This window comes from Bordetella sp. 02P26C-1 (assembly GCF_009763255.1).
Lineage (GTDB): Bacteria > Pseudomonadota > Gammaproteobacteria > Burkholderiales > Burkholderiaceae_B > Bordetella_A.
Window position 1 is genome coordinate 105,986 of the sequence record NZ_WSJB01000006.1, and the last position, 23,437, is coordinate 129,422.

Here is a 23,437-nt window from a genome sequence, read left to right on the forward strand (position 1 = left end):
CGCCACGCCCTCGCTGTGTGGCCTCAACTGTGAACGGGTGCGCCCACATATTCGGCATGCTGGTAATCCAACTCGCCGAACGAGGACTGCCCCTGAACTTGTGCGTCATGCGCTTCGGCTGACACTTGCTCACGGTCAGGCACCGAAGCTGCGCCGTGCACGGCTGCGGGCATTTCCAGTTCGCCAAAGGTGACTTGCCCGGCTGCACGGGCCGCTTGCAGTTCGGCCTGCACTTGAGCGCGCGTCACCGTGCTTTGGCTCTGCACAACGGGCGGATAATCCAATTCACCCGACGGTTCGGTCGCGTAGGCGGCTCCCAGCATGGTGAAGGACAAAGCAATGGCGGAAATAGCGGTTTTCATGGTTTAACTCCGAAAAGTAATCTATCTATTTGAAGGTAGGGGCGTGAGGAAATAAAAAATCACGCGCCGGTGTAGGAAAAGCCGTAGAGGCTGGACTGTTGAGACCGCTCGGCACGTGCGCGCGCGGCTTCTGCCTGGACTTGAGCACGCGTCTTGGTGCTCGCTGCGACCTGGGCCTGCGGTTCTTCAAGTTCGCCGAAGGTCACCAAACCGGCGGCACGGGCTTCTTGCAGTTCTTGAATTACCTGAGCACGGGTGACATGACTTTCGGTGCTGACGGCGGGGGGATAGTCCAACTCACCGGAGGGTTCTTGCGCGAACGCGGCGTTAGAGGAAAGGGCGGCGGCAATTAAGGCGAAGGGAAGCAGGGTTTTCATGATGACTCTCGTAACGAAGTGGACGGGTAGCATATATCTACTGGAAGGTAGATATATGGTTAAATAAAAACCGCGACGGAGATCCAGCGCGGCGGTGGCCCCAGAGAGAACTAGCAGCAACCATGGAAGAAAGTTTACCTATCTGTAGGTAGGTTGCATAGGCCTGAATGGTTACCGTGTGTATCAGCGAGAGTGGTGGCCATCCGGCGTTCACCATCATTGCCGCCCCGGTACGGTTCGCTGATCTATTTCTGTAAGCCAAAATGGCACGGAGTCGGTTTCGGAACGCTCGCACATGGCACACATCAACGACTTGGCGTCCCTCTTGCTGCTATGAGATCGTGCATGACCCTTTAGATGCATAGGTCTCGACCTCGTTGGGTTGCTCCGTCTTGCCGTGAAGAAGAACGTACAGTTCGGAGTCGTGGGGCAGCTCGCGCGCAAGAGACCTTAAGGTCTCGTGCTGTTTATTCTCGATGTCGGGATTCGCTCCCCAAAAACACAGGGCCCAACAGTAATCAAAGTGGCCACTTTTGAATGCCAGATGGCCAGCGGTGTTTTTCCAATCGTCTTGCGCATTCATCAGAGCGTTCGTGACGCTGTTGAGCATCTCCGCATCAGGCGTTTCCTCGGCGCAACCAAAGGCCGCCATTAAGTCCTTTTTCGCCTGCGCACGGGCTGGCTCGCCCTGCGAATCTTTGCAGGCCGTCACCACGTCGCTCAGGTGCATGACGAATTGGGCGACAAATTCTTGTTTTCCATTCTCTGCGACAAGCATGAATGGGGTACACCCATCCGCGTTGCAACGCATATGCCAAACCGCGACCGGTAGTTTCGCAAGAAGAACCGAAAGGACCTCCAATGACCCGTGCTTCGCAGCACTATGCACGGGCGAGTAGCTCCGATCCTTCATATCCTCGACGATGGCGTCGACATTGCTTTTATGGTCGAGCAGCGCCCTGAGATCAGTCACCTTGTCATCTTTGACGTAGGCATCTAGCAGCTGCTGCGGGGTCTCCGGGGGCTGCGCATGATTAAACCAGGACGCCGGCGAGGCATGTCCGAGCGAAATCGCGTGTGAAGAATAGCCCATGGGTCAGCTCCTAAGTTGAGGATGGAAGCAAGCGAGTGCTGCAACGGATTTGATCAGGTCGAAGTTGCAACCTTCGACCTGACGGAACCCAGCGTATCCATACTCTTTTCGCTCGACACGTCTTCCACAATAAATAGGACTGAGCCGATGTCCGCTTCCAGAGAATCCGGGATCACCGCCTAAACGTTGCGGCCCACGGTTGCAATTGATGCGTTCGTCTCGCCAGTGCCCGGAGCCGCGGCTGGACCGGTCAGGTTTTCGCGTGAGCGCTCCAATTCATCGCGTATCCAGGTGCGCAGCGCTTGCAGCGGCGGCCATTCGCGCAGCGCAGGGGGATAGACGAGGTGGTAAGTGTCGGTAGGTTCAAAATCGATGCTGATGGGCGAAAGCTTTACGAGCCGTCCATCACACAACGAATCGGCCGCGAGCAGTTCGCGTCCCAACCCCAAGCCCAAGCCCTGCTCCACCGCCTGCAGCATCAGGCCCGCGTCGTTAAAGCTGGCAACCGGGGTCACATTGATGGATAGTCCTGCCGCGGCGAACCACTGCCGCCACATTTCTTTATCGCCTAGCAAAGGCTGGCGCGCCAGCGTCTCCGGCCGCGGATCAGGCAGCTGACGAGCCGTCTCCGGCGACGCCAGCACAATCATCGGCATGGGTGCGTCAAAGAGTGGCTCGGACACGACGCCGGGCCAAGGCCCCCTTCCCGCTCGTAATGCGGCTTGAAAACCGTCGCGATACAGGTCTGCGACTTGAGGGGACGTTTCGATTTCCAATACCAGCTCGGGATGCCGTTGGCGCCAGCGTCCCATGCGTGGCAACAGCCAGCGCTGTGCGAACGAGGGCAATACGGATACGCGCAACGGCTGGCTCGCTCCGCGCGCGACCAAGGCGGCGGCCTGCACACCTTCGTCGAGCTGAGCCAGCGCGCACTGCACGTGACGCAGCAGCGTTTCGCCAGCGCCGTTCAACACGAGACGCCTGCCACGCCGATCGAAGAGGTCAAAACCCAATTGTTCTTCGAGCCCGCGAATCTGTTGACTGATCGCGCTATGCGTGAGGTGCAAGCGCTCGGCCGCCGCGCGCAGATTCTGTAGCTGGGCGACCGCCCGGAAGGCCGGAAGGGTGTTCAAAGGAAGTCGACTCATGCTGGTTAGCATAATCGACCAAACTGGGTAGAACAATGCGCTTCCCTGCAACGCGCTGTGCTTTTAGGCTAACCAATACGCAACCTTGATTGGAGAACGCCATGCACTCGCACACGCTTAATTATGAATATCGCAGCACCTGGAGTGATTTCGCTGTCGTCCGCAACGCAGCTGGCTTTATCGGGCGCGCTTGCGCTGCCTGGTGGCAGGGCATCGTTGCGCGCCGTGCGTATGAGCACACGCTCGAACAACTGAGTCGCTACGATGACCATCTGTTGCGAGATATCGGCGCGCCGCCCGCCATACTGCGCGATGTCCAGATTGTGCGCGAGATTGCGCGTAGCCGGCGGGCGCGTTGGCTGAGTGTATGAGGACGGAGGAGCGGAGGTCCGATGTACGTCATTAAGATCGATCCAACTGAAACATTGGGGCGACGATTATCGACGTCACGTCACACGGTGCTATGCCTACGCAAAAAATACGGAGCATTGATGTTTAGCGCGATGGATTTCAGGATCTACGGCAGACACGCTGGCAGCATGAATACGGGTATCCCGGTCGCAAGCATCGCGCACATGGCGCTGATGTCCAAGCCAAAGACCAGCTTCGCGATGAAGTGTCCCGCTTCCGGTTCTGTTGACGACGCTGCACGCGAGCTGCGCCAGCGACGATAACTCAATGCGACCAATACTCCGTTGGCAGCGACGAAAGCGGCCCAAAGCCAGAGCAGCGATACGCCAACTCCAGAGGCTGGCAACGGCGCGATGCCAGCCCCGCCTACGTAGCGGCAGGCCAGGGAATGTGCGACATATAACGCCGTAAAGCCAACCGCCCATACCGCCCACCCCGCCACCGCTCGCCAGAGTCCGGACCGATTCGTTGTGGCTACGATGTCGCGCTTGTGGGTTCGCGTCATGATGGCAGCCCATGAGGGATGAAAAACAGCGTGGCCGAGGCCACCACCGCCGCCAAGGCGGTGTAGATCTGCCACAATCTCACCACTCTGAGCTCCAGCTCCCGACGCTGACTCACATAGCCTGCGCGCCCTCGCAATGCCACGAACAGCGCCATCACAAAGCCAACGGCGGTGTGGATCATCATGTAGTAAGCCAACACAGTGGCGGCGGCCGCATACGCGTGGCTATCTGCTGCGGGCAAAGCCATCACGATAGCGCCGAATAGGGCCATGCTCACCGCGGCTAGCGCCGCGCTGGCCAGCATCCAACCCTCGCGCTGGACGTCGCGGCCGTGGCGATTGACCGCGCAAGCGCGCTGACAGGCGAACGCCGCCGCGATGGGCGCCAGTGCCAGTAGACCCGCTTGCCAAGGTGAGAGAACCAGCCATTGCGCGGGAGGCCATTCGGGCGCCATGGTGCGCAGAAAGAGGAATCCGAACAGCAACGACGCATAGAGCGCCGCATCCGCAGCCAGACAACCGCACATCCCCCACCACCCCGGCGCGCCGCGATCCAGCACATGGGTCGGTAGTTGCACGCTTGGCGCCGCTTGCACGAGCTGTGGATCTTGCCGCGCCCCGCCGAGCCACGCCCAACGTAGAAAAACGGCCAGCGCGATCCCCACGCCCACAGCGGCCACTGCATAGATCTTGAACAACACGCAGATGAAAAACACAGCCGTCGCTAAAGCCGCGTACAGCGGTAGCCACGTCGGACCGGGAAGTTCTACCACGCTCTGCGCGCGCCCACTCACCACATCCACCGACAAGGTTTGCCGCCGCCCGGGTGCGGCTTCGGCGAGCCAGTGCTTGCCTCCAGCAGCTTGTGCGCCCAGGTCCGGGACATCCCACAACGGCTCACGCCCCTGCACGGAGGGGATGGACGCGAAGTTGTAGACGGGTGGCGGCGTCGGCATCGCCCATTCCAGCGTGCTGGCTCGCCACGGATTGGGTGGCGCAAGCCGGCCTGCCCTCAGATGCAAAACGATGTCGATAAGGAATACGGCAAAGCCAATAGTCTGTATAAAACCGCCGATCGACGACACCAAGTTGAGCACGTCCCAGCCGATCTGTTCATCGTATGCGTAAATGCGTCTTGGCATGCCCAGCAGGCCCGTCAAATGCATGGGCAAAAACGTGACGTTAAAACCGATGAAGATCAGCCAGAATGCGCAGGGGCCAGCGCGCTCGGATAGCAGACGTCCGGTGAAGTGCGGCAGCCAATAGCATGTCGCAGCAAGCACGGGGAAGATCATGCCCCCGATCAGCACGTAGTGCATATGGGCCACGACGAAATGGGTATCGTGTGCCTGCCAGTTAAAGGGCACCAACGCCAGCATCACGCCGGTGAGTCCCCCCAGCACGAAGATAAACAGAAAACCACCCAAATAAAGCATTGGCAGGCGGTACTGCACCTTGCCTGACCATAGCGTGGCGAGCCAGGCGAAGAACTGCACTGCCGTGGGCACCGCAACCAACATGCTGGCGGCCGAGAAGAACCCGACCGCCATCTGCGGTATGCCTACGGTGAACATGTGATGCACCCATAAGCCAAAACTCAGCACACCCATAGCCGCGACGGCTGCCACCACCCACGAGTATCCGACCAGGGGATGACGGGCGAAGACCGGCACCATGGTGGCCACCATGCCTGCTGCGGGCAAAAAGATAATGTAGACCTCTGGATGGCCGAAGATCCAAAAAAGGTGTTGCCACAGCAGCGGATCTCCGCCACGCGCGACATCGAAGAAGGGCATGCCAAAGGCGCGTTCCAGTTCGAGCAGGATGCTGCCCAGGATCAGCGGCGGAAATCCGATCAGGATCATGCCCGCCGTGACCAGCATGTACCACGCGAAAATCGGCATACGGCCCAGCGACATGCCGGGTGCACGGAGTTTTAGGATCGTGCCGATCAGCTCGATGGCTCCGCAGACGGCGGAGATTTCGGCAAAGGTGATGCCAATGAGCCAGATATCGTTATTGATGCCGGGTTGATAGGTCGTGCTCGATAGCGGGGTGTACATAAACCAGCCACTATTGGGTGCCACCCCCAGCGCCATGCCCACCATCAATATCAGGCCGCCGAATAGATAACACCACCATCCATAGGCGCCCAGGCGCGGATAGGCCATGTCGCGCGCACCCAGCATCTTGGGCAGCAGATAGAATGCGAACCCTTCCAGCATGGGGATCGCGAATAAAAACATCATCACCGTGCCGTGCATGGTGAAAATCTGGTTGTAGGCCTCGCTGTCGAACGGGCCCTGTCCGGGTGTGGCCAATTGCGCACGCATGAGCATGGCCAACACACCACCAATCAGAAAGAAGATCAGGGCAGCCACGATAAAACGTCGACCCACGGTACTGTGATTGACGGCGGACAGACCTCGCCATCCGGGTGGAGAGCGCCAATCGGCCTCGAGCGCTTTATGGCGGGTCACGGGGGATAAGTTTTCGCTCATGGCCGCACCTGGGTATCAGACAGGCCCCGCAATGCATCGGGCAACTCCGTCGGCGAATGCGCGATCAATTGCATTCCCATGCTGGTGTGATGCAATCCGCAGAACTCGGCACAGACGCCATCGTAGACGCCCGGCTCGTCGGCCTGCACCTTAATAGTGTTGGTACGGCCGGGGATGGCGTCGATTTTGCCGCTCAAACGTGGGATCCAGAACCCGTGGATCACGTCCGCCGCCGTCACACTGATATGGACGGGAACGCCTGCGGGGACGTGAATTTGATTGATGGCGTAGCGAGGCCCGCCCGGCGCATCGGGGTGGGCAACCTCCCACCACCATTGATGCGCGCGCACCTGCACGCGATACACGTCCTCGCCTCCTGGAATCGGGCTGCGGGCGTCTCCCGCGCGTAAGCCAAAGACGAGCAAGGCGATCAACACCACGCCCGGGACCACGAGGCCCCCGCCGATCAAGAATAACCGTAGCGGCGGGCGCTCTTGCGCGGCCGGCCGCCGACAACAGGCCAGCGTGGCCAGTATCAGCATGAAAATTAGGATCGCCAGCGCGCCCCAGGCCATCACGTTCCACACCTGAGCAATGGTATGGGCGGCGGGCCCGGCGGGGTCGAGCGTGGACAAACGTCCATCACAGCCGGCGAGCGACGCACATGCAACCCCTGCTGCCCACGTCCGGCATGGTCTTTGCTGGTGCGCAGTCCACTTCCTAATTTGCGTGTACACACTCATGGATAAGCTGGCACATTCTCTCCCCAAGGGCACGGACACCGCTGTCGCGGTTAGCCGGCATCCTCTACATCCCGCCTTAGTAACGTTCCCGATCGCATTCATCATTGGAGCGCTGCCCAGCGATCTCGCATATGTGTGGTTCGGCGACGAATTCTGGGCCCGGGCGTCGTTATGGCTGTTAGGCGTGGGCACGCTGATGGGCGGTGTCGCAGGCGCTGCGGGCACGGTTGAGCTGCTGGCGGTGCAAGGGATCCGCCATCGCGCCGCCGCGTGGAGCCATTTCGTCATGGCAGTCATGTTGTTGTCCGTGGCGTTCATCAATTGGCAGTCTCGCCTGCATGACGCGCAAGAGGCTATCTTGCCCATGGGGCTATACCTGTCCGCGCTTGGCGCTGTGTTGGTCGCGGCGGCCGGCTGGCTGGGCGGCAAACTAGTATTTGAAGACCAAGTGGGCGTACACGACGAGGAACCATAGGGCGGGCATCTCACCATGGCGCGCCATCCATACCGCGCGCCAGCTCGGGTTTTGCGAGTACGAGCCACAACACGCCGGATATCAGCAGGACTGGCACACCCAGCACCCACAGGCCTACGCTACGGCGGCGCTTTTTGTCCGAGCCTTCGTGTCCTAAGACCGTCAACGTGCGGCCACAATAGACATGAAAGGCCGCCATCAGCGCGACCAATAACAATTTGGCTGCAAGCCATATTCCCGTGGCATGGGTGATGTAGACCAAGGCCGAGCCCGTCACAATCGCGAGCACGGCAGCGGGCGAGGCGAGCGCGATGAAAGCCAGTCGCGTCATGACGCGTAGGCGCACCGCCGCGCTGCGCTGCAAGCCCCGGTTCATACTGAATACCACGGGTAGATACAGAAGCGCCGCGCTCCAAACGGTCAATGCGGCGACGTGTAGAAACAAGAGCCATGCCATGCTCATGTCTCCCGCCGGCGCCGCGCCTTCAATGCAGCGCCTGGATGGTCGCGCCTGGTGGCGCGCGTTATGGTTGTTCTCATGCTTCCCCCGGATACTCCGAGTCTGCCGAGCAAGTTATATGCCTGTGCTCTGTCCTATCGCCGGCGTGCATCACATTTCGGTCTGTTTGCCCGTGAACTGGGTGACCGGCTTGTCCGCGGGTTCGGCCATGCGTCGCGAAAAGGCCTGCACGGCGTCCAGCGCCGGCCTGAGGGAGGCCCACAATTCGTCGTCATTCAGCATGCGATACACACCCGTCACGCCCGGGGCTTCCTCCTTGCCCGAGGCGGTGGGCGAGCGACTCAGAGCGGCCAGCGCGTCCTTCATTCCAAACACAAGCTTATAAAATTCCTCGGGCGGGATGCGCGATAGCGCCATACCGAGGATGGACAAGTTCTGGATCGCGTTGAGGGTGGCTTGCTTGCCCAAACCATCGAGCAGGACCTTTAGTACCGGCGATTTGGCGCTGACCACATCGTTGGCAAAGCGCAGCATGCCCTGCTCATGCAAGCTTTGCAGCAGACGCTCCAGCTCTTCGCGCGCATCCGGCCCGATCGGTGTGGGTTTGACATCGTGATCGATACGTTCGGCCATCAGAGTTTCTCCGGGTGCGGTAGGTGGGCGGGCGGCGGGACATAGTCGTGCTGCGCCCATTTCTGCTGCACTGGGACACCCGAAATAGGCGTACGGCGACCATAGCGGAAGTTGTAGTCGGGCAGCGGTGAACCCGCGCCAGGGCGATCCAGAATCTCCAGCTTGACCGCGGTTTCTTTGTAGGCGGGCGTATTGACGTCTGGATCATGGTGTTCGCCCGTCAGCAGATTCAGGCCCGGCTTGCCTTGATGAATGGGCATGAATAGCACGTTGCCATGCACGCGATCGGTGATCAGCGCGGGCACCTCTACGCTGCCGCGCCGCGAACTGACGCGCAGCCATGTGCCATCGCGAATGCCGCGTGCCTGGGCCAGTTGCGGGCTGACCTCGACAAACCAGTTGGGCAGTTGTCTGTCGATGCCGGGCGAACGACCGGTTTGGTTAGTGCCCTGGAAGTGTTCCAGCAAGCGCCCGTTGTTCAGCATCAGGTCGTAGTGTGCGTCGGCGGCCTCGTCCGGAGCTTGCCACGTTATCGGGTAAAGCGCGGCCTTGCCGTCTTCGGTGGGGAATTTGTCGGTGTAAAGCAAAGGCGTATCGGTTCCGTCGGGCCCGACGGGCCAGCATTGAGAGCCCCAGGCTTCGAGACGCTCATAACTGACGCCCCGAAATATCTCGGCCGTGGCGGCGACTTCTTCCATGATTTCCGAGGGGTGCTCATAGCCCCAGTCGTGGCCCATGCGGCGCGCGACCTCCTTCAATATCCACCAATCGGGCCTGCTGTTGCCCAGAGGCGGCATGACTTCGTAAAAGCGCTGGATACGGCGCTCCGTGTTGACAAAGGTGCCGTCTTTCTCGACGCTCGGGCATCCGGGCAGCACCACGTCAGCGAACTGCGCGGTGCGGCTAAGGAAAATATCCTGCACGACCAGGAATTCCAGTTTTTCGAATCCGGTATGGACGTTCTCGCTATGAGAGTCCGAGAACGCGGTTTCCTCGCCGATGATATACATGGCCCGGATTTTGTCGCTATCGGCTTGCTGCACCATGGTGAAATTGTCCGCGCCCACGTTTGGCGATAGCTTGTCCTTGGGCACGCCCCAGGCGCGCGCCCATTTTTCGCGGATGGCCTCGTCGGTGACCTTTTCATAGCCGGGATAGACATTTTTCAAGCATCCAAAGTCGCTTGCGCCCTGCACGTTGTTATGCCCGCGCATGGGGTATCCGCCGGTGCCCGGTCGGCCATAGTTGCCGGTGACGAGTAACAGGTTCGATAAGGCGGTGCTGGTATCTGCGCCGTGACTATGCTGGGTGATTCCCATGGCCCACAGCAGGCATACCGACTTGGCCTGCCCTATCATTTCGGCCGCCTCAATGAGCGTAGCGAGCGGAATATCGGTCATTTCCGCCGCGTATTCCATGGTGAAGGGCGCTAACGAGCGTCGATATTCCTCGACTCCGTTGACACGGGTTTGCAGAAATGCCTCATCGGCATAGCCGTGCTCGAACATATAGCGCGAGAATGCGCTCGCCCAGATCGTATCGGTACTGATCTTGGTACGCATGAAAATATCGGCCCGTTCGGCCATCTCGTGTTTACGCGGGTCCACGACGATGAGCTTCTGGCCGCGCCGCTTCTTCGCGGCCTTGACGCGCGAGGCGATGACGGGGTGGTTTTCGGCCAGATTGCTGCCCACCAGCACCACCAGATCGGCTTGCCCGATATCCTCGATCGTGCCGGCATCGCCACCATAACCCACGGTGCGAAACAGACCCAGGGTAGCGGGATTTTGGCAATAACGCGATGAGTTATCGACGTTGTTGGTGCCAATGATCATGCGCGCGATTTTCTGGGTCAGATAGGCCTCTTCGTTACTGGCCTTGCTCGAGCCGATAAACCCTATCGTGTCCGGGCCATAACGGTCGCGGTCTTTCAGCAGACGGTTCGCCACGAGGTCCAAGGCCTCGTCCCAGCCGGCTTCGCGGAATTTGCCATTCTCGCGGATAAGCGGCGTGGTGAGGCGCTTTTCGCTGTTGACGAAATCCCAGGCAAACTTGCCTTTTATGCAGGTGGACACGCCGTTGACCGGCGCCTCTTGCATGGGCTGCACCTTCAGGATGTGGCGATCGCGGGTCCACATCTCAAAGCTGCATCCGACTCCGCAATAGGTGCAGACGGTTTTGGTGCGCTTGATCTCGGGCTGGCGCCACGCCATATCCATGTTGGACAGCGCCATGACGGGCGGTGCCCCGATGGTGCGCTCGAGTTTTTTCACGATATCGATCATCGGACGCTTGATCGATTGCGGCAGCGCGGTGAAAGGGCCTGCGTCCGGCTGCATGGATTTCTCCAGGAGAGCATTACAGGGGCAGACGGTGACGCACTGGCCACAGCTCACGCAGCTGGAATGATCGATGGACTGACCGCCATCCCATAGCACGCGCGGGTGCTCCATGCTGTAGTCGATGGTCAATGTCTCGTTGACCTGGACGTTCTGGCAGACTTCGACGCAGCGTCCGCAGAGGATGCACTGGTCCGGGTCGTAGGTATAGAAGGCGCCGCTCTCGTCTTTCTCGTACGGCTTGCGCTTGAATTCATAGCGCTGGATAGGGATTTCCATATCGGCGACGGTGTTGTGCAGCGTACAGTCGCCAGTATTGTTTTCACAGACGGTGCAATAAAGTTCATGCTTGCCGAGCAAGCGGTCCATGCCTTCTTCGCGTGCCGCGGTGGCGTTGTGCGTCTGAGAGGCCACCTGGAGTCCGTCGCGCGCCTCGACGGCGCAACCGCGCTGCAGTTCGCCGTCGACCTCTACCCAGCAGACGTCGCAGGTCTGTAGCGGGCCCAATGTAGGGTGATAACAGACTTGGGGGAGATCGATGTCGTGCTTGGCCAGCACGTCTAATAAGGGCTGACCCGTTACCGCCGTCAGCGGCCGTCCATCGTAGAAAACGGTGCAAGATGCCGCGCTGCCCATGAATCCTCCTTCAGGTGGAGAGCGTGCGCTGGGGGTTCTGCCAGACCGCTCCGGTGGATTTCGTTACGTCGGGCCACGTCAGCAACTCGCATTCCTGCTTTAAGCGAATTGTCAGTTTCGATAGCAACCAGGCGCCCGGGCATGCAAAAACCCGCTTGCGTACAAGTCGATAATCTGACAACAATGTCAGCTTATTGTCAGCTTGGCTCCTCGAGTGCCCGGCCCGACTGAGCCGCTGCCGTATCGCGATGCTGGACCTTTTACGCCAACGAATGCCGCGCATACTCTTCAGGGTCGACGAACAGAATTCGTCGTCACTGCGCGCGGGATCGCCCTTGCTTCATTGACATTGTGCGGAGCCTGTCGAACCCATGAACGACGCATCTACGACGCCAGCAGTCCCTCGTAGCGAATCATCCGCCCGCCCGGCCGGCGTGTTGTCCGTATTCGATGCGATTGTCATCATGGTGGGGCTCGTCGTCGGGGTGGGAATTTTCAAGACCCCGTCGATCGTCGCGGCGAATGTCGCCTCGGAATGGGCGTTTATCGGGGTATGGATTGCGGGGGGCCTCATTACCCTGGTGGGTGCGCTGTGCTACGCCGAGCTGGCGTCGGCGGAGCCGCATGCGGGCGGCGAATATCATTTTCTGTCGCGCGCGTATGGCAAGCCGGTGGCCATGCTGTTTGGCTGGGCGCGCTGCACCGTCATTCAAACCGGCGCGATCGCGGCGGTCGCGTTCATGTTGGGCGACTACATCAGCCAGATTTTGCCGCTGGGTGCCTATAGCTCGGCGATCTATGCCGCGCTGTCGGTGTTGTTCTTTACCGGCGTAAACATCATTGGGACGACGCAAAGCAAGACGCTGCAGGTGCTCGTCACCTTCATCGAGATCGGCGCGCTGGCTGCGGTGATTCTGTTTGGGTTTTTCGGTAGCGCGACGGCGCCCGTTGCCCCCGCCCCTACGTTGCCCGTGGAGACTGCTGCGCTAGGCACCGCGATGATTTTCGTATTGCTGACGTATGGAGGCTGGAATGAAGCGGCCTATCTGACCGGCGAGCTGAAAGACGCGCGACGTAATATCCCGAAAGTGCTGGCGCTGGGATCGTTCATCCTGATCGCTCTGTACACCCTGGCGAACCTGGCGCTGTTGTCGATATTGGGGTTGGAAGGCCTGCGCACATCGGAAGCCGTGGCGGCTGACATGATGCGCGTAGTCGCGGGCCCATCGGGCGAAACGATAGTCACGCTCGCGGTGGTGGTGGCCGCCGTCTCCACGCTGAATGCCACGATCTTCACCGGCTCTCGCGTGTTTTATGCGATGGCGCAAGACCTGCCCGCGTTGCGCTGGGTTGGCGTTTGGGATGGTCGGGGAAAGACACCAGCCAATGGCCACATCACGCAGGGCGTCATCACCTTGGCGCTGATTGCGATGGGCGCCATCACGCGAGATGGATTCAAGGCAATGGTCGACTATACGGCGCCAGTGTTCTGGGGGTTTTTGCTGCTCGTGGGCGTGGCGGTTTTCGTCATGCGTTGGCGTTATCCCGACCGTAGACCTCCATACCGTGTGCCGCTCTACCCGGTCACGCCCATCCTGTTCTGCCTGACTTGCGCCTACATGCTGCACGCGAGCGTCATGTATACCGGTGTCGCGGGGCTGGCGGGACTGGCCGTGCTGGCCGCGGGCTTGCCCATTTTGCTGTTGCGCAAGAAAGCCGACGCGCCGATAGTCGCGGCAGCGTTACGCGATGACGTTTCCACCTGAAGCCCTCCCAAGCCTGGAGAAAGTCCATGAAAGCGATGCAGCACTCTTTAGCAGCCGTAGTCGTGTCGATCTTTGCCTTGCAGGGCAGTGCCTGGGGTCAGCAGGCTGCCTCGGCGACGAATAAGTACCAGCCCACGGTTGGCCAGGCCGGCAAAGATGTGGTCTGGGTACCGACCCCGCAGGCGCTGGTCGACCGCATGCTGGACATGGCGCAGCTGACACCGCAGGACCGGCTTGTCGATCTGGGTTCCGGTGATGGGCGCACGGTCATCACGGCGGCGCAACGCGGCATCCCGTCGCGCGGGATCGAATTCAACCCGGACATGGTGGTGCTGGCCAAGCAGGCTGCCCGCGACGCTGGTGTAGAGGATAAAGCGGTATTCGAGGAAGGCGACATTTTCAAAACCGACTTCTCCGAAGCCACCGTGGTGACAATGTTCTTGTTGCCCAGTTTGAACGTCAAGCTGCGCCCCACGCTACTCGATATGAAGCCGGGCACGCGCATTTTGTCGAACTCTTTCACTATGGACGATTGGGAACCCGACGAGACGGCGCGCGCAGTAAAAGACTGCTCGGCCTACTGCAGCGCGTATAAATGGATCGTGCCGGCCAAGGTCGCGGGCACTTGGAATATGGATGGCAAGGAGTTGGTGTTGCGACAGAAATACCAAATGCTAGAGGGCGCGATGCGCGACAACGGCAACGAGCTACCCATTAGCAACGGCCGTTTGACGGGGGACGAAATTCAGTTCGCGGTGGGAGGCCAAACCTACACCGGCAAAGTCTCGGGCGATAAGATGCAAGGCAGTGTGCAAGGTCAGGGCACCTGGACGGCGCAACGCGCGAGTTAGACCACGGTGCTTGCCACAGGACCCGCGTGCAAGGACAATCTCTCCCCAGCCGGCGCGGGCCGGCCTTTCGACGCCGGATACTGCCCATGACCACTTTCGTTCCTCCTAGCTACGACAACGCGCCCGATACCACCTGGTGCACGGCCGATTTGTGCGATCTGGCGTTGAACGATCCCACGCTTGAGCTGCGGATACTGCCGCCGGCGTACCGAACGTATGGCGGTCGCAGCTGGTATTTCGGGGAAATTGTCACAGTGGATGCGCCCCGGCCTGGAGGCGCGATGTCCCTGGCGCCTTTGCTATCGCAACCGGGAAACAATCGGGTGTTGCTGGTTGATGCGCAAGGCAGCCCCACCCAAGCCATCCTGGGCGACCGCATGGCGGCCATGGCGGTACAAAACGGCTGGAGCGGCATCGTGATACACGGTTATGTGCGTGACACCCGGATATTGGCACGCATGCCCGTGGGGGTTCATGCCTTGGGTTCTATACCGACGCGCGCTGCCGAAATGCCGCCAGCCGCTGCGGCTCCTCAGGTGACGATCCATGGACATAGGGTGAAGTCGGGGGAATGGCTGTACGCCGACGAAGACGGTGTGATCGTGCTGGCGCGGCGGCATACGGCGGCTTGAGCTCCCGATCAGAACGCGTACGACGCCACCAAGCCCGCGCTCCAGTTGCGACCGGCTGCGGGCTCGAAATACCGTCCGTTGCCATCATTGACGATCACCGATCCGATATATTCGCGATTAAAGAGGTTGTCGACGCGTGCGTAGGCGTCCCACGTCCAGGCGCGGTGCTGCCATCGGTAGCCTGTCGAGAGTGACGCCACGAAGTAGCCGGCCGCGGAATCGCTATTGGCGTCATCCACATATACCTTGCCCATGAAGCGCCCTTCTACGCCAGCACGCCAGCCTTGCTCGGGCGCCCAGGCCAGCGCGCCATACAACATGTGTTGCGCTATGCCGGGGATCCGATTCCCCGAGCGGATTCCAGAGTCGCTGACGTTATCGCGATAGCGTGCGTTGATCCACGTATAGGCCAGGTCGGCACGCCAATCAGATGCGACGCGTCCGCTCCAGGCGGCCTCGATGCCGCTGCGGCGCGTGCGCCCGGCATTGCGATAGGAGGTACGTCCGTTAAAGTTTTCCGCGGCCACGATCTCGTTGCGGGTTTCGGTATGAAAAATCGCGAGTGAAAACAACCCTTGACCGGCTTCGGATTTGTAGCCGATCTCGTAGTTATCGCTAATGGCGGGCTTCAAGCCGAGATTTAACCCTGCCCGTCCGTCAGGCCGATAGGACACTTCGTTCGTCGTAGGGGTTTCGAAGCCCTGCCCATAGGAGGCGTAGAGCGAACTGGATGGCGTCAGCGCATAACGCAGCGATGTCACCGGTAATGCTCTGCGATATCGTGCGCTACCGCTATCGTCCGCATTGCCGTCAGACAGGTAATGATCGTCGGAGTCGAATTTGACGGTGCTATATCGCAGACCCGCGTCCAGTGTCCAGCGCGGCGCGAAATTCCATGAGGCCTGCACATAAGGATCAATGTTGTAGACGCGATTGGTTTCGTCGCGGCGCAGTCGCCCTTTTACCCCTAAGTCAGTGGGCGCAAAAGGCGGGCCGGTAAAGTTCTCATATCCCTTGCGGTCTTCATGCAGACTGTCGTAGCCCAGGCCCGCCACCAGGGTTAAGGGCTGCCCGGCCAGCTGCGAACGCGTGGTCCAGCGCAGATCCAGCCCGCCGTATTGACGCTTCAAGCCGATGACACCGCCCGCGTGGCCCGGATTCAACTGCGCGGCGGGAGGTATCGACAGGTACTGCGTCATATCGCGCTGCCCAAAGTACACCATCGCGCGCAACTCATTGTCGGCATCGATCTGCCGCTCATACAGCAGCCCGCCTTGGGTCTGCCGTACCGTCTTGCGCGTGTTGTACTGGCTGGCCTGAGGCGTGGCCTGTCGCGGATCGTCTTCATACTGGGCGCGCGTCAGGCCCAGTGGATCTTGTGCTTTCACGTCGACGCTATTGACGATCACGGTTAATCGGCTGTTATCGTCTAGTTGCAGGCCAAGTTTGGCATTGCCCAGATTCTTGCGCGCAGCACTGTGTTCGCGATAGCCATCGGTGGTCAATCGATTGACGCTCAGCACATAGTCAAAATCGCCCTTTGCGCCGCTGGCTTTGAGGCCATAGCTGTAGGTGCCGTAGCTACCGGCGGATGCCTTCGCCTGAAGTCGCGGTGGTGCTTCGCCTTCTTCGGTGAATACTTGTACGACGCCACCCGCGGAGTTGCCATACAGCGCCGAGAACGGGCCGCGCAATACCTCTATGCGCTCCACCGACGCAATGTCGATGTTAGACGTCTGTCCCTGGCCGTCTGGCATAGTGGCGGGTATGCCGTCGACATACAAACGCACCCCACGCACGCCGAACGTGGAACGCGCGCCGAAACCCCGGATGGATAACTGCAAGTCCTGCGCGTAATTCCAGCGGTCCTGTATCTGCAGTCCAGGCACGCCACCCAGTCCTTCGGCCAGATCGATGCCGGGTGAATCGAACCGCAGGCGTTCTCCATCGACCACGCTGACCGACGCGGGAATGTCGAGCAAGGCTGCGCTGTAATGGATGCTAGTGACAATGACCGGCGCTAAGGTGGGAACTTCCGCCTCCTGCACCGCAGTCTGCGCTGCGCTTTCGATCAATGGCAACAGGAGTCCGCATAATGTGAGCAGTGTACGAGGGGGCTTGCGGATAAAGCGGGCTCGGTGCAGGGTCATTGAGGCGCTATCGGGTTAGTCAGGCGGACTGTGAATTGGGCCGCTCGGGAATCTGTCTCTGGACTCCATCGTAAGCGGCCCGAGCGCCGGGTACCAACCGAACCAGGCGCTGCGATGCGGGTGACGCTATCTCAGCTGCGCCAACGCCGTGGGTTCTGTCGTCGCATCGGGCTGTGCGGCCTGCGATCCCTGTGTAGGCGTCACGCGCCAAACCGTATTCGATAAGTCGTCGGCCACGATCAGTGCCCCGCGCGGATCGACCGTCACGCCAACGGGGCGGCCTCTGGTTTTACCATCGCTATCGCGAAAGCCGGCCACGAAATCCTGCGGTGGCCCAGAGGGACGCCCGTCGGTAAACGGTACGAACACGACCTTATAGCCAGCCGGTTCGCGCCGGTTCCAGCTACCGTGTTCGCCGACGAACGCTCCATTGGCAAATTCGGCCCCCATCGATTCATTGGAAAATGCCACACCCAGCGCGGCAACATGCGACCCGAGCGCGTAATCCGGCTTAATTGCCGAAGCGACTTTGTCCGGGTTCTGAGGCCGCACCCGCTCGTCGACATTCTGTCCCCAGTAGCTGTATGGCCACCCGTAGAAGGCGCCTTCCTTCACCGAAGTCAGATAGTCTGGGACCAGATCTGAACCGATCTCATCGCGTTCATTGACGACCGCCCACAATTGCTGCGTCTGCGGGTTTATCGCCAACGCCGTGGGATTGCGCAGCCCGGTGGCAAAGGTCTTCGTTTCGCCGGTCTGCGCATTAATACGCCAGACCCGTGCACGGTCGGCCTCGGCGGTCATGCCGCGCTCGGTGATGTTGCTATTCGAACCGATACCGACATACAGATATTGGCCATCGGCACTGGCCGTCATGGCCTTGGTCCAGTGATGGTTGATCTCCGATGGCAGGGGCGTCACGGTTTCCGGTGGCCCACTGGCTCGAGTCTGCCCGGGCTGGTAACCAAAGCGAACGACAGCGTCCTGATTGGCGACGTAAAGGTTGTTGCCGATCAGCGCGAGGCCATACGGGGCATTCAATCCTTCGGCGAAGACGGATTGTTCGTACGTTCCATCGCCCTCGGGATCTCTCAATAACGTCAGACGGTTGCCACCCTTTACCGGGCTAGTGCCTTTGGCTTTGATAATCCCGGCGATCACGTCCTTGGGCGTGATTTTGGCCGCGTTGCCACCCCGCCCTTCGGCCACCAGAATGTCGCCATTGGGCAGCAACAAAGTCTGGCGAGGGATCTGCAAATCCTTGGCGATCGCGGTGATGGTGAATCCTTCCGGGACGGTGGGCATTTTGTCGCCCCATTCCGTCGGTTCCGCGATCACCATATCGGGCAGCAATCCACGCTCGGGCTTAGGGAGTTGCGGATCGGGCCCCACCTGGGCCGATCCCGATTGTGCGCCGCAGATACCCGCTGCAGTCATCAAGGGTATGGCGGCGAGCGAACGTAGGTATTTCATACGGAGCCCCTATACGTAGTGCGTACAACGTGTGGCGTGCGAAACCCTAGCCACGTGGCAATGCACGCCAGCACAAACGTGATAACCGACATCACGAGCCCTGTTGGCAGGCTGGCCCAGGCGTCGCGCGCATGCATCAGGGCATTCAGAAAGCCGACTATCCAGGTAACCAACAGCACGATGGCATAGGGCACGAAGCCCCGGGCACGCTGGATGGGCCGGAAAATGCCCACGATTGCGCAAACTAACGCAATCCCACTAAACAGCAGCGCGCCAGCAAGCATCCAGGACGAGAAATTTTTCCACTGGATCTCGAAGGTTTTGGCATAAGCGACATCGGAAAGCAGCGTTCCGAGAAACAGAGCCAGCGCCCCCGCCAACAACACACCATGCAGGGGATGTACGGTCGGAGCGTACCGGGGTTCAACAATGACAGTCACGGGTATCCCCTTTGGAGTCGTACGGATGACGGCGGGGAATGCCGCAAGAATCGCGCCTGGCCGAAGTGGTTAAAGGCGTCATCAGGTTCGATGGGAACAGCACTTGCAGCGCGACATCGCGGGTAGCACGTACCCGCGTTGATGGAGATTTACCATGACCGATCCGATTAAACCTGCCGTCCCCGCCGCGAACCGCGAAGGTCGTCCCGCTCATCCCGACCCGAATCGCGGAGCACCGCGTCCTCGACATACTTCGGATGAAGAAACAGCGCGGCCGGACATGGACCATCCGCCTCGCGCTCAGGGCGGCGATCGCCCGGCCTTCGATCGCGGCACCGATGCCGCCGACGAAGCGGCGCGCAATGGTGGAATCTCCCGCGAGGGCAATTTCACGCCGCCCGACACAGGTCGGGATGATCCGGGCCGCAAAGGTGGGCGTACACCGCCGGGTGGGGAGAGCTAAGGGTTCAGCGCCAGGCACGTACCTTGCCGGCGGATCATTTACAGAGTTCTATTCATGGAGGCGATGATGCCTGCTAAGTCTCAAGCCCAACAACGCGCCGCGGGCGCGGCGTTATCCGCCAAGCGCGGTGAACAGAAAAAGAGCGAATTGAAAGGAGCCTCAAAGTCCATGTATGAATCGATGGACAAAAAGGAGTTGGAAAAAATGGCCTCTGGATCTACGCGGGGTAAACCTGAACACAAGCACGATTCATAGCGACACCGGCAGGGAGCCGAGTATCCTGAACGCACTTTCCACCCGTGCCGGAATGGGAAAATTCTTGTTCGCCAGCATCGCAATACCCACCTGGTGATGCGGAATAAACGCGACGTAAGCGCCGAAACCGTTGGTGGAGCCCGATTTGTTGGTGTACATCGGCTTGTCTGGCGAAAGAGCCGGGTGAAGGCTGACCGCAGGATTGGTGTGCAGCGCCATCTGAGTAGAGTTGCCATCGAGCAGGCGGTCTATGGAGATCGGCCATTCATAACTCTCCCAGCCTAGCCCTTGCCTCATGGGACCTACCTGATAGTAACCAGATAAGCTTGTATTCATGGCAAGGCGCAACATCGGATCGAGCCGGCCGCGTTGCATATGCGCGTTCACGAAACGAATCAAGTCCGCTGCGCAGGTCTTGATGCCATATGCCTGGGCATCGAGCATGCCCGGCGACACCCGTATGGGAGCGCCGTCCTTGGTATAACCGTACGCATAGTCCTGCATCTTCTCCGGAGGCACACTGATGAAGGTCTGCTTCAGGTCCAAGCGCTCCAGTAACACATGGATGAGCCGCTGGAAAGGCTCTCGCATGCTGTTAGCCACAAGCAAACCAAACAAACCGATGCTGGGGTTTGAATAGCGCCGTTGGGTGCCCGCGGGATATTGCGGCGTCCAACGTTGAAAGTAAGCGAGCATGCTCGGGTAATCCGTGACCTCGGGCGGAAACTGCAAAGGCAGCCCCCCGGCGGTATAGGTCGCCAGCGCCAGCAGGCTGGCATCGCCCAAAGCGCTACCTGACAGGTCCTCCAGATACTTGCTCGCCACATCGGAGAGCGCGATCGAGCGATGCGCCAGCGCGTATCCGCCCAGCAGGCCCGTATATGTTTTGCTGATGGAACCTACTTCAAAAAGAGTGCTTTCCGTGACGGGCTGGCGGCTTTCCATTGACGCCACGCCTTCGTTGATAAAGACGTGGCGGCCTTGGTATGTCACCGCCACCGCCATCCCGGGAATGGCGTGCGTTTTCATCAGCCGGCGAGCTTCCCCACGCACCATCGTCATCAAGTCCGCGTCTGGCTCTGCGGCCGCCGCCTTGACAACGCCTGGCACGAGCAGCGTTCCCGCAGCCAGCGCGCCCGCATTAAGCAGCGTGCGTCGTTTCATCCATGTACTCCTGCTACTGTCCGACGCATGATGATCGCACGGCCGTCAAAACGGTACCATCACCCGTAACGACGCTCGATGACTCTGAATGTGGGAAGAAAAATCTCCGTCATACTGCAAGCGAAAATCCACGCCGCCCGCATTGGTGACCTGCAGACCTGCCCCTACCCGGCCAATCACGTCATCCATCGGCACCGAGGTCTTGAATGCGCTCGCGCCCGCGGGAGCACCCTGCAGCCGCGCTTTGGCGGTGTATTCATCCTTCGAAAGAAACGTCACGCCCGCATAGGCGAACGGGCGCAGCACCGCACCGTTGTTCAACGGCAGCTTCGCGCCCGCCTCCAGCGTGGGCGACAAGCCCACGATGAACTCGTTACTGCTATCCACATCAAGGTGCAAGTTATTGCTCGATTCACGATAGCGCGGCATATGGGTATAGAAGGCGTCCAAGTCGACATAGGGCTTCACATAAAACTGCTCTGATGCAAAGGTGCGCGCCGCTCGCAGACGCAAGCCCGCGCCATACACATCGAGGTTGGAGCTTGCGGTACTGCTTTGCCCCGGAATGCGGATCCGGCGGTCGATGTCGAACTGGCCATAGCCTCCGCTCAAAGCGGCTGAAAAGGTCCAAGGCCCTGTCTCGCGCTTGAGCACCACGCCTGCGTAGCCGCTATCGCCCTTGCCGCTCACGCGGCCATCGTCGCCGCGCAAGTGGGTATTCTGATAGGCAACCGAGCCACCGAGAAACCAGCCCGGGCTCACCTGACGCTGTCCGCCGACTTGATAATTGATGCCATCGTATTTGAAGCCGGCCACCCCGCCCGAGCCATCCTGATCAATACGGAAGCTGGTGACTTGTCCCCACACGCAGTCCTGCTCGCCCGACAATGGATCATCGATCTGATCTTTGGGACAAGACATCATGGCATTGTTAAAGCGCGCCATGCTGGCTTGCATCTGCGCCGCGGGCGCAACAGCCGCTCCTGGGGACAAGTCGGAAAGCTGGCCCGCATAGGCATCCGAGCCCTGACGCGATGCCATATCCAACGATGCAAACAAGGGCGCGAGTTGCGGGTTGCCCCCGAGATCCCACGCACTCTGCAAATGGCCCGCGACCGCACGAGGGTTATCTTTCAACTGCATCGAAGGCGCGGCAAAGTCAGCGCTCGCCGCCCGGACCCGCAATTGCTGGCCTTGCAATTGGGCGTCGTAGTTCACGACCGGACTATCCAGCGCGCTGGGCATACCCTGAATGTCCCCCTGCACGGTCGCGAGCGTCACGGCACGATCAGGCAACAACGTGACCGGCCGCACATCGACTTGCCCGTCTAAGCGCGCGTTGCCTTGCACGATCATCTGCGGCGCCTTCACGGCCGCGAAATCCACATCGGCCTGCAGGAAACCTTCTGGACGCAGGTTCAGCTCACCGTCGATGGTCAGCGTCCCGAAGCTGCCCGGCGTACCGATGATCAGCCGTCCCGCGTTGTCCACATTGGCCTGGTAAAGCGTCGCATGGCTCAAGGTACCGCTGGGCATATTGCGCACGTCGCAGACGATACCGCCGCCTTGGCATTCGATGTTGCCCTGGATTAGACCCGCGTTGTTGACGGCCAACGCGCCCGTGCTGGATCGTTTTGCCATCGCGACGGTCGATTGCTGTACCGGTGCGCCGTCACCACGCACCGCCGAGCCACCATCGCCGGCGACGATTTGCGCATCGGCCCCGACATTCAGCACATTCTGCCCATCACCCGCGATCCATACGCCGTACGCCTGGGTACCTGTTCCACCGATCACGGTGCCATTCACGTTCACCGTGATCGTGCCCGAGCCCTGCGGACCCGCGCTTTGCGCAAAGATGCCCGTGGCGCCCTGACCCGACACTTTGATCGTGCCGTTTTGAGTCACCGTCACGTCTTGTCCGCGTCCCTGCCCATCGGCCGCGCCAGTACTGCCCGCAAAGCCCCCATTGGCAGAGCCGCCTAACCCGCCACCGCCGCCAATGGACTGGGCCAAGATCCCGAATGCGTTGGCGCCCGTGGTGCTGAGGTTCGCGTTGGATGTCACGTCAACCACGCCGCCATCACCGTCGCCGCTGGTCACGGGCGTTCCGTCAGCGTTCACCCCCGTGGGGATCCAGTCCGCGCCGTTTAGCTGCACGCCCATGGCGGTATCGCCGGCAATGCCACCCCCGCCGCCGATAGACTGTGCGATCAACGCATGGGCACCCGCGCCGGCCGTCGTAATGGTGCTGCCGGCATTCAAGTTGACCGTAACGGCGCCGCCATTGCCCGAGGCACCGTTACGCCCCCCTAAGTTCACCGCCGTCAGGTTGCTGGATTGGCCAGCCCCGGCCAGGCCGCCGCCGGCGCCGATGGATTGCACCAGCAGGCCATAAGCACGATCACCGGATGTGGTGGTGGCCGTGCCAAAACTGGCGTTTATCGCGCCGCCCGATCCGGACAGGCCGCCATTGCCGCCGACGGAAATCTGCATGGCGTGGCTATCCTGTTCCAGCAGCTTCGAACTGCTGTTACCCGCGCCGCCCGTGCCCCCACCC

Annotated in this window: 22 protein-coding genes; 7 read left to right on the top strand and 15 right to left on the bottom strand. The window is 60.5% G+C overall.

Features of this window, described 5'->3' with window-relative positions; all coding sequences use genetic code 11:
- Positions 1-23: 23 nt before the first annotated feature.
- From GOQ28_RS04945 to GOQ28_RS04960, 4 genes are all read right to left on the bottom strand, one after another.
- Complete coding sequence (locus GOQ28_RS04945) at positions 24-362, bottom strand: DUF4148 domain-containing protein (protein WP_160355664.1); 339 nt, start codon at positions 360-362, stop codon at positions 24-26.
- A gap of 59 nt (positions 363-421) precedes the next feature.
- Positions 422-739: a DUF4148 domain-containing protein gene (locus tag GOQ28_RS04950; RefSeq protein WP_160355665.1), complete on the bottom strand. Its 318-nt coding sequence runs from the start codon at positions 737-739 to the stop codon at positions 422-424.
- 331 nt (positions 740-1,070) lie between these two features.
- A complete protein-coding gene (locus GOQ28_RS04955) occupies positions 1,071-1,832 on the bottom strand; it encodes an ankyrin repeat domain-containing protein (RefSeq protein WP_160355666.1) in 762 nt (253 codons plus the stop codon).
- A 179-nt stretch (positions 1,833-2,011) separates the two neighbouring features.
- The gene (locus GOQ28_RS04960; RefSeq protein ID WP_160355667.1) at positions 2,012-2,992 is read right to left on the bottom strand and encodes a LysR substrate-binding domain-containing protein; all 981 of its coding nucleotides are present in this window, start codon (positions 2,990-2,992) and stop codon (positions 2,012-2,014) included.
- Positions 2,993-3,081: 89 nt separating this feature from the next.
- On the opposite strand from GOQ28_RS04960, the gene GOQ28_RS04965 reads away from it, so the two are divergent.
- A complete protein-coding gene (locus tag GOQ28_RS04965) occupies positions 3,082-3,351 on the top strand; it encodes a hypothetical protein (protein ID WP_160355668.1) in 270 nt (89 codons plus the stop codon).
- A 146-nt stretch (positions 3,352-3,497) separates the two neighbouring features.
- Here GOQ28_RS04965 and GOQ28_RS04970 read toward each other — a convergent pair whose 3' ends face one another.
- From GOQ28_RS04970 to GOQ28_RS04980, 3 genes are read right to left on the bottom strand one after another with little or no spacing between them, the layout of a single operon-like run.
- Positions 3,498-3,896: a hypothetical protein gene (locus GOQ28_RS04970; protein ID WP_160355669.1), complete on the bottom strand. Its 399-nt coding sequence runs from the start codon at positions 3,894-3,896 to the stop codon at positions 3,498-3,500.
- Entirely contained in the window at positions 3,893-6,397 is a 2,505-nt protein-coding gene (gene ctaD, locus GOQ28_RS04975) for a cytochrome c oxidase subunit I (RefSeq protein WP_160355670.1), read from the bottom strand. Before ctaD ends, GOQ28_RS04970 begins: the two co-directional genes overlap by 4 nt.
- Complete coding sequence (locus tag GOQ28_RS04980) at positions 6,394-7,032, bottom strand: cytochrome c oxidase subunit II (RefSeq protein ID WP_202109626.1); 639 nt, start codon at positions 7,030-7,032, stop codon at positions 6,394-6,396. Before GOQ28_RS04980 ends, ctaD begins: the two co-directional genes overlap by 4 nt.
- A 106-nt stretch (positions 7,033-7,138) precedes the next feature.
- On the opposite strand from GOQ28_RS04980, the gene GOQ28_RS04985 reads away from it, so the two are divergent.
- Positions 7,139-7,615: a DUF2231 domain-containing protein gene (locus GOQ28_RS04985; RefSeq protein WP_160355672.1), complete on the top strand. Its 477-nt coding sequence runs from the start codon at positions 7,139-7,141 to the stop codon at positions 7,613-7,615.
- Between the two features lie 10 nt (positions 7,616-7,625).
- On the opposite strand, the gene GOQ28_RS04990 is transcribed toward GOQ28_RS04985, so the two are convergent.
- The 3 genes from GOQ28_RS04990 to fdhF all read right to left on the bottom strand — a co-directional run bounded on the left by GOQ28_RS04990 (position 7,626) and on the right by fdhF (position 11,683).
- Positions 7,626-8,072 carry a CopD family protein gene (locus GOQ28_RS04990; RefSeq protein ID WP_160355673.1) on the bottom strand — a complete coding sequence of 149 codons (447 nt, stop codon included), beginning with the start codon at positions 8,070-8,072 and terminating at the stop codon, positions 7,626-7,628.
- 153 nt (positions 8,073-8,225) lie between these two features.
- Complete coding sequence (locus GOQ28_RS04995) at positions 8,226-8,708, bottom strand: DUF1641 domain-containing protein (RefSeq protein ID WP_160355674.1); 483 nt, start codon at positions 8,706-8,708, stop codon at positions 8,226-8,228.
- Entirely contained in the window at positions 8,708-11,683 is a 2,976-nt protein-coding gene (gene fdhF, locus GOQ28_RS05000; RefSeq protein WP_160355675.1) for a formate dehydrogenase subunit alpha, read from the bottom strand. Before fdhF ends, GOQ28_RS04995 begins: the two co-directional genes overlap by 1 nt.
- A 371-nt stretch (positions 11,684-12,054) precedes the next feature.
- Between fdhF and GOQ28_RS05005 the strand changes: the two genes are divergently transcribed.
- The 3 genes from GOQ28_RS05005 to rraA all read left to right on the top strand — a co-directional run bounded on the left by GOQ28_RS05005 (position 12,055) and on the right by rraA (position 14,932).
- Positions 12,055-13,449, top strand: coding sequence for an APC family permease (locus tag GOQ28_RS05005; RefSeq protein ID WP_160355676.1), 1,395 nt, complete (start codon positions 12,055-12,057; stop codon positions 13,447-13,449).
- 26 nt (positions 13,450-13,475) lie between these two features.
- On the top strand, positions 13,476-14,300 hold the full coding sequence (locus tag GOQ28_RS05010) for an SAM-dependent methyltransferase (RefSeq protein ID WP_160355677.1): 825 nt from the start codon (positions 13,476-13,478) through the stop codon (positions 14,298-14,300).
- 86 nt (positions 14,301-14,386) lie between these two features.
- A complete protein-coding gene (gene rraA, locus GOQ28_RS05015) occupies positions 14,387-14,932 on the top strand; it encodes a ribonuclease E activity regulator RraA (protein WP_160355678.1) in 546 nt (181 codons plus the stop codon).
- 8 nt (positions 14,933-14,940) lie between these two features.
- Here the strand turns inward: rraA and GOQ28_RS05020 are convergent, their stop codons facing one another.
- The 3 genes from GOQ28_RS05020 to GOQ28_RS05030 form a co-directional block, all read right to left on the bottom strand.
- Positions 14,941-17,082, bottom strand: a complete 2,142-nt coding sequence (locus tag GOQ28_RS05020) for a TonB-dependent receptor (protein ID WP_160355679.1) — start codon at positions 17,080-17,082, stop codon at positions 14,941-14,943.
- A gap of 126 nt (positions 17,083-17,208) precedes the next feature.
- On the bottom strand, positions 17,209-18,555 hold the full coding sequence (locus tag GOQ28_RS05025) for a PQQ-dependent sugar dehydrogenase (protein WP_160355680.1): 1,347 nt from the start codon (positions 18,553-18,555) through the stop codon (positions 17,209-17,211).
- Positions 18,552-18,995 carry a DUF2231 domain-containing protein gene (locus tag GOQ28_RS05030; RefSeq protein WP_160355681.1) on the bottom strand — a complete coding sequence of 148 codons (444 nt, stop codon included), beginning with the start codon at positions 18,993-18,995 and terminating at the stop codon, positions 18,552-18,554. The genes GOQ28_RS05025 and GOQ28_RS05030 overlap by 4 nt, the downstream gene beginning before the upstream one ends.
- Before the next feature lie 154 nt (positions 18,996-19,149).
- Between GOQ28_RS05030 and GOQ28_RS05035 the strand changes: the two genes are divergently transcribed.
- Complete coding sequence (locus GOQ28_RS05035; protein WP_160355682.1) at positions 19,150-19,458, top strand: hypothetical protein; 309 nt, start codon at positions 19,150-19,152, stop codon at positions 19,456-19,458.
- A 66-nt stretch (positions 19,459-19,524) separates the two neighbouring features.
- Positions 19,525-19,713: a DUF3008 family protein gene (locus GOQ28_RS05040; RefSeq protein ID WP_160355691.1), complete on the top strand. Its 189-nt coding sequence runs from the start codon at positions 19,525-19,527 to the stop codon at positions 19,711-19,713.
- Here the strand turns inward: GOQ28_RS05040 and ampC are convergent.
- Both ampC and GOQ28_RS05050 read right to left on the bottom strand, forming a co-directional pair.
- Positions 19,708-20,877 (bottom strand): class C beta-lactamase, encoded by a 1,170-nt coding sequence (ampC, locus tag GOQ28_RS05045; RefSeq protein WP_160355683.1) that lies wholly within the window; start codon positions 20,875-20,877, stop codon positions 19,708-19,710. The genes GOQ28_RS05040 and ampC overlap by 6 nt on opposite strands.
- A gap of 45 nt (positions 20,878-20,922) precedes the next feature.
- Positions 20,923-23,437 (bottom strand): autotransporter outer membrane beta-barrel domain-containing protein (locus GOQ28_RS05050; RefSeq protein WP_160355684.1); only part of this gene is annotated, 2,515 nt, incomplete at its 5' end.

What these genes read in the sequence shown, in the direction of transcription:
- GOQ28_RS04970 (WP_160355669.1), bottom strand. Translation starts at nt 3,896, where the DNA reads ATGACGCGAACCCACAAGCGCGACATCGTAGCCACAACGAATCGGTCC.
- fdhF (WP_160355675.1), bottom strand. Translation starts at nt 11,683, where the DNA reads ATGGGCAGCGCGGCATCTTGCACCGTTTTCTACGATGGACGGCCGCTG.
- GOQ28_RS04990 (WP_160355673.1), bottom strand. Translation starts at nt 8,072, where the DNA reads ATGGCATGGCTCTTGTTTCTACACGTCGCCGCATTGACCGTTTGGAGC.
- GOQ28_RS05010 (WP_160355677.1), top strand. Translation starts at nt 13,476, where the DNA reads ATGAAAGCGATGCAGCACTCTTTAGCAGCCGTAGTCGTGTCGATCTTT.
- GOQ28_RS04965 (WP_160355668.1), top strand. Translation starts at nt 3,082, where the DNA reads ATGCACTCGCACACGCTTAATTATGAATATCGCAGCACCTGGAGTGAT.
- GOQ28_RS04960 (WP_160355667.1), bottom strand. Translation starts at nt 2,992, where the DNA reads ATGCTAACCAGCATGAGTCGACTTCCTTTGAACACCCTTCCGGCCTTC.
- rraA (WP_160355678.1), top strand. Translation starts at nt 14,387, where the DNA reads ATGACCACTTTCGTTCCTCCTAGCTACGACAACGCGCCCGATACCACC.
- GOQ28_RS04995 (WP_160355674.1), bottom strand. Translation starts at nt 8,708, where the DNA reads ATGGCCGAACGTATCGATCACGATGTCAAACCCACACCGATCGGGCCG.
- GOQ28_RS04955 (WP_160355666.1), bottom strand. Translation starts at nt 1,832, where the DNA reads ATGGGCTATTCTTCACACGCGATTTCGCTCGGACATGCCTCGCCGGCG.
- GOQ28_RS05035 (WP_160355682.1), top strand. Translation starts at nt 19,150, where the DNA reads ATGACCGATCCGATTAAACCTGCCGTCCCCGCCGCGAACCGCGAAGGT.
- GOQ28_RS04985 (WP_160355672.1), top strand. Translation starts at nt 7,139, where the DNA reads ATGGATAAGCTGGCACATTCTCTCCCCAAGGGCACGGACACCGCTGTC.
- ctaD (WP_160355670.1), bottom strand. Translation starts at nt 6,397, where the DNA reads ATGAGCGAAAACTTATCCCCCGTGACCCGCCATAAAGCGCTCGAGGCC.
- GOQ28_RS05020 (WP_160355679.1), bottom strand. Translation starts at nt 17,082, where the DNA reads ATGACCCTGCACCGAGCCCGCTTTATCCGCAAGCCCCCTCGTACACTG.
- GOQ28_RS05025 (WP_160355680.1), bottom strand. Translation starts at nt 18,555, where the DNA reads ATGAAATACCTACGTTCGCTCGCCGCCATACCCTTGATGACTGCAGCG.
- GOQ28_RS04950 (WP_160355665.1), bottom strand. Translation starts at nt 739, where the DNA reads ATGAAAACCCTGCTTCCCTTCGCCTTAATTGCCGCCGCCCTTTCCTCT.
- ampC (WP_160355683.1), bottom strand. Translation starts at nt 20,877, where the DNA reads ATGAAACGACGCACGCTGCTTAATGCGGGCGCGCTGGCTGCGGGAACG.
- GOQ28_RS05040 (WP_160355691.1), top strand. Translation starts at nt 19,525, where the DNA reads ATGCCTGCTAAGTCTCAAGCCCAACAACGCGCCGCGGGCGCGGCGTTA.
- GOQ28_RS04945 (WP_160355664.1), bottom strand. Translation starts at nt 362, where the DNA reads ATGAAAACCGCTATTTCCGCCATTGCTTTGTCCTTCACCATGCTGGGA.
- GOQ28_RS05005 (WP_160355676.1), top strand. Translation starts at nt 12,055, where the DNA reads ATGAACGACGCATCTACGACGCCAGCAGTCCCTCGTAGCGAATCATCC.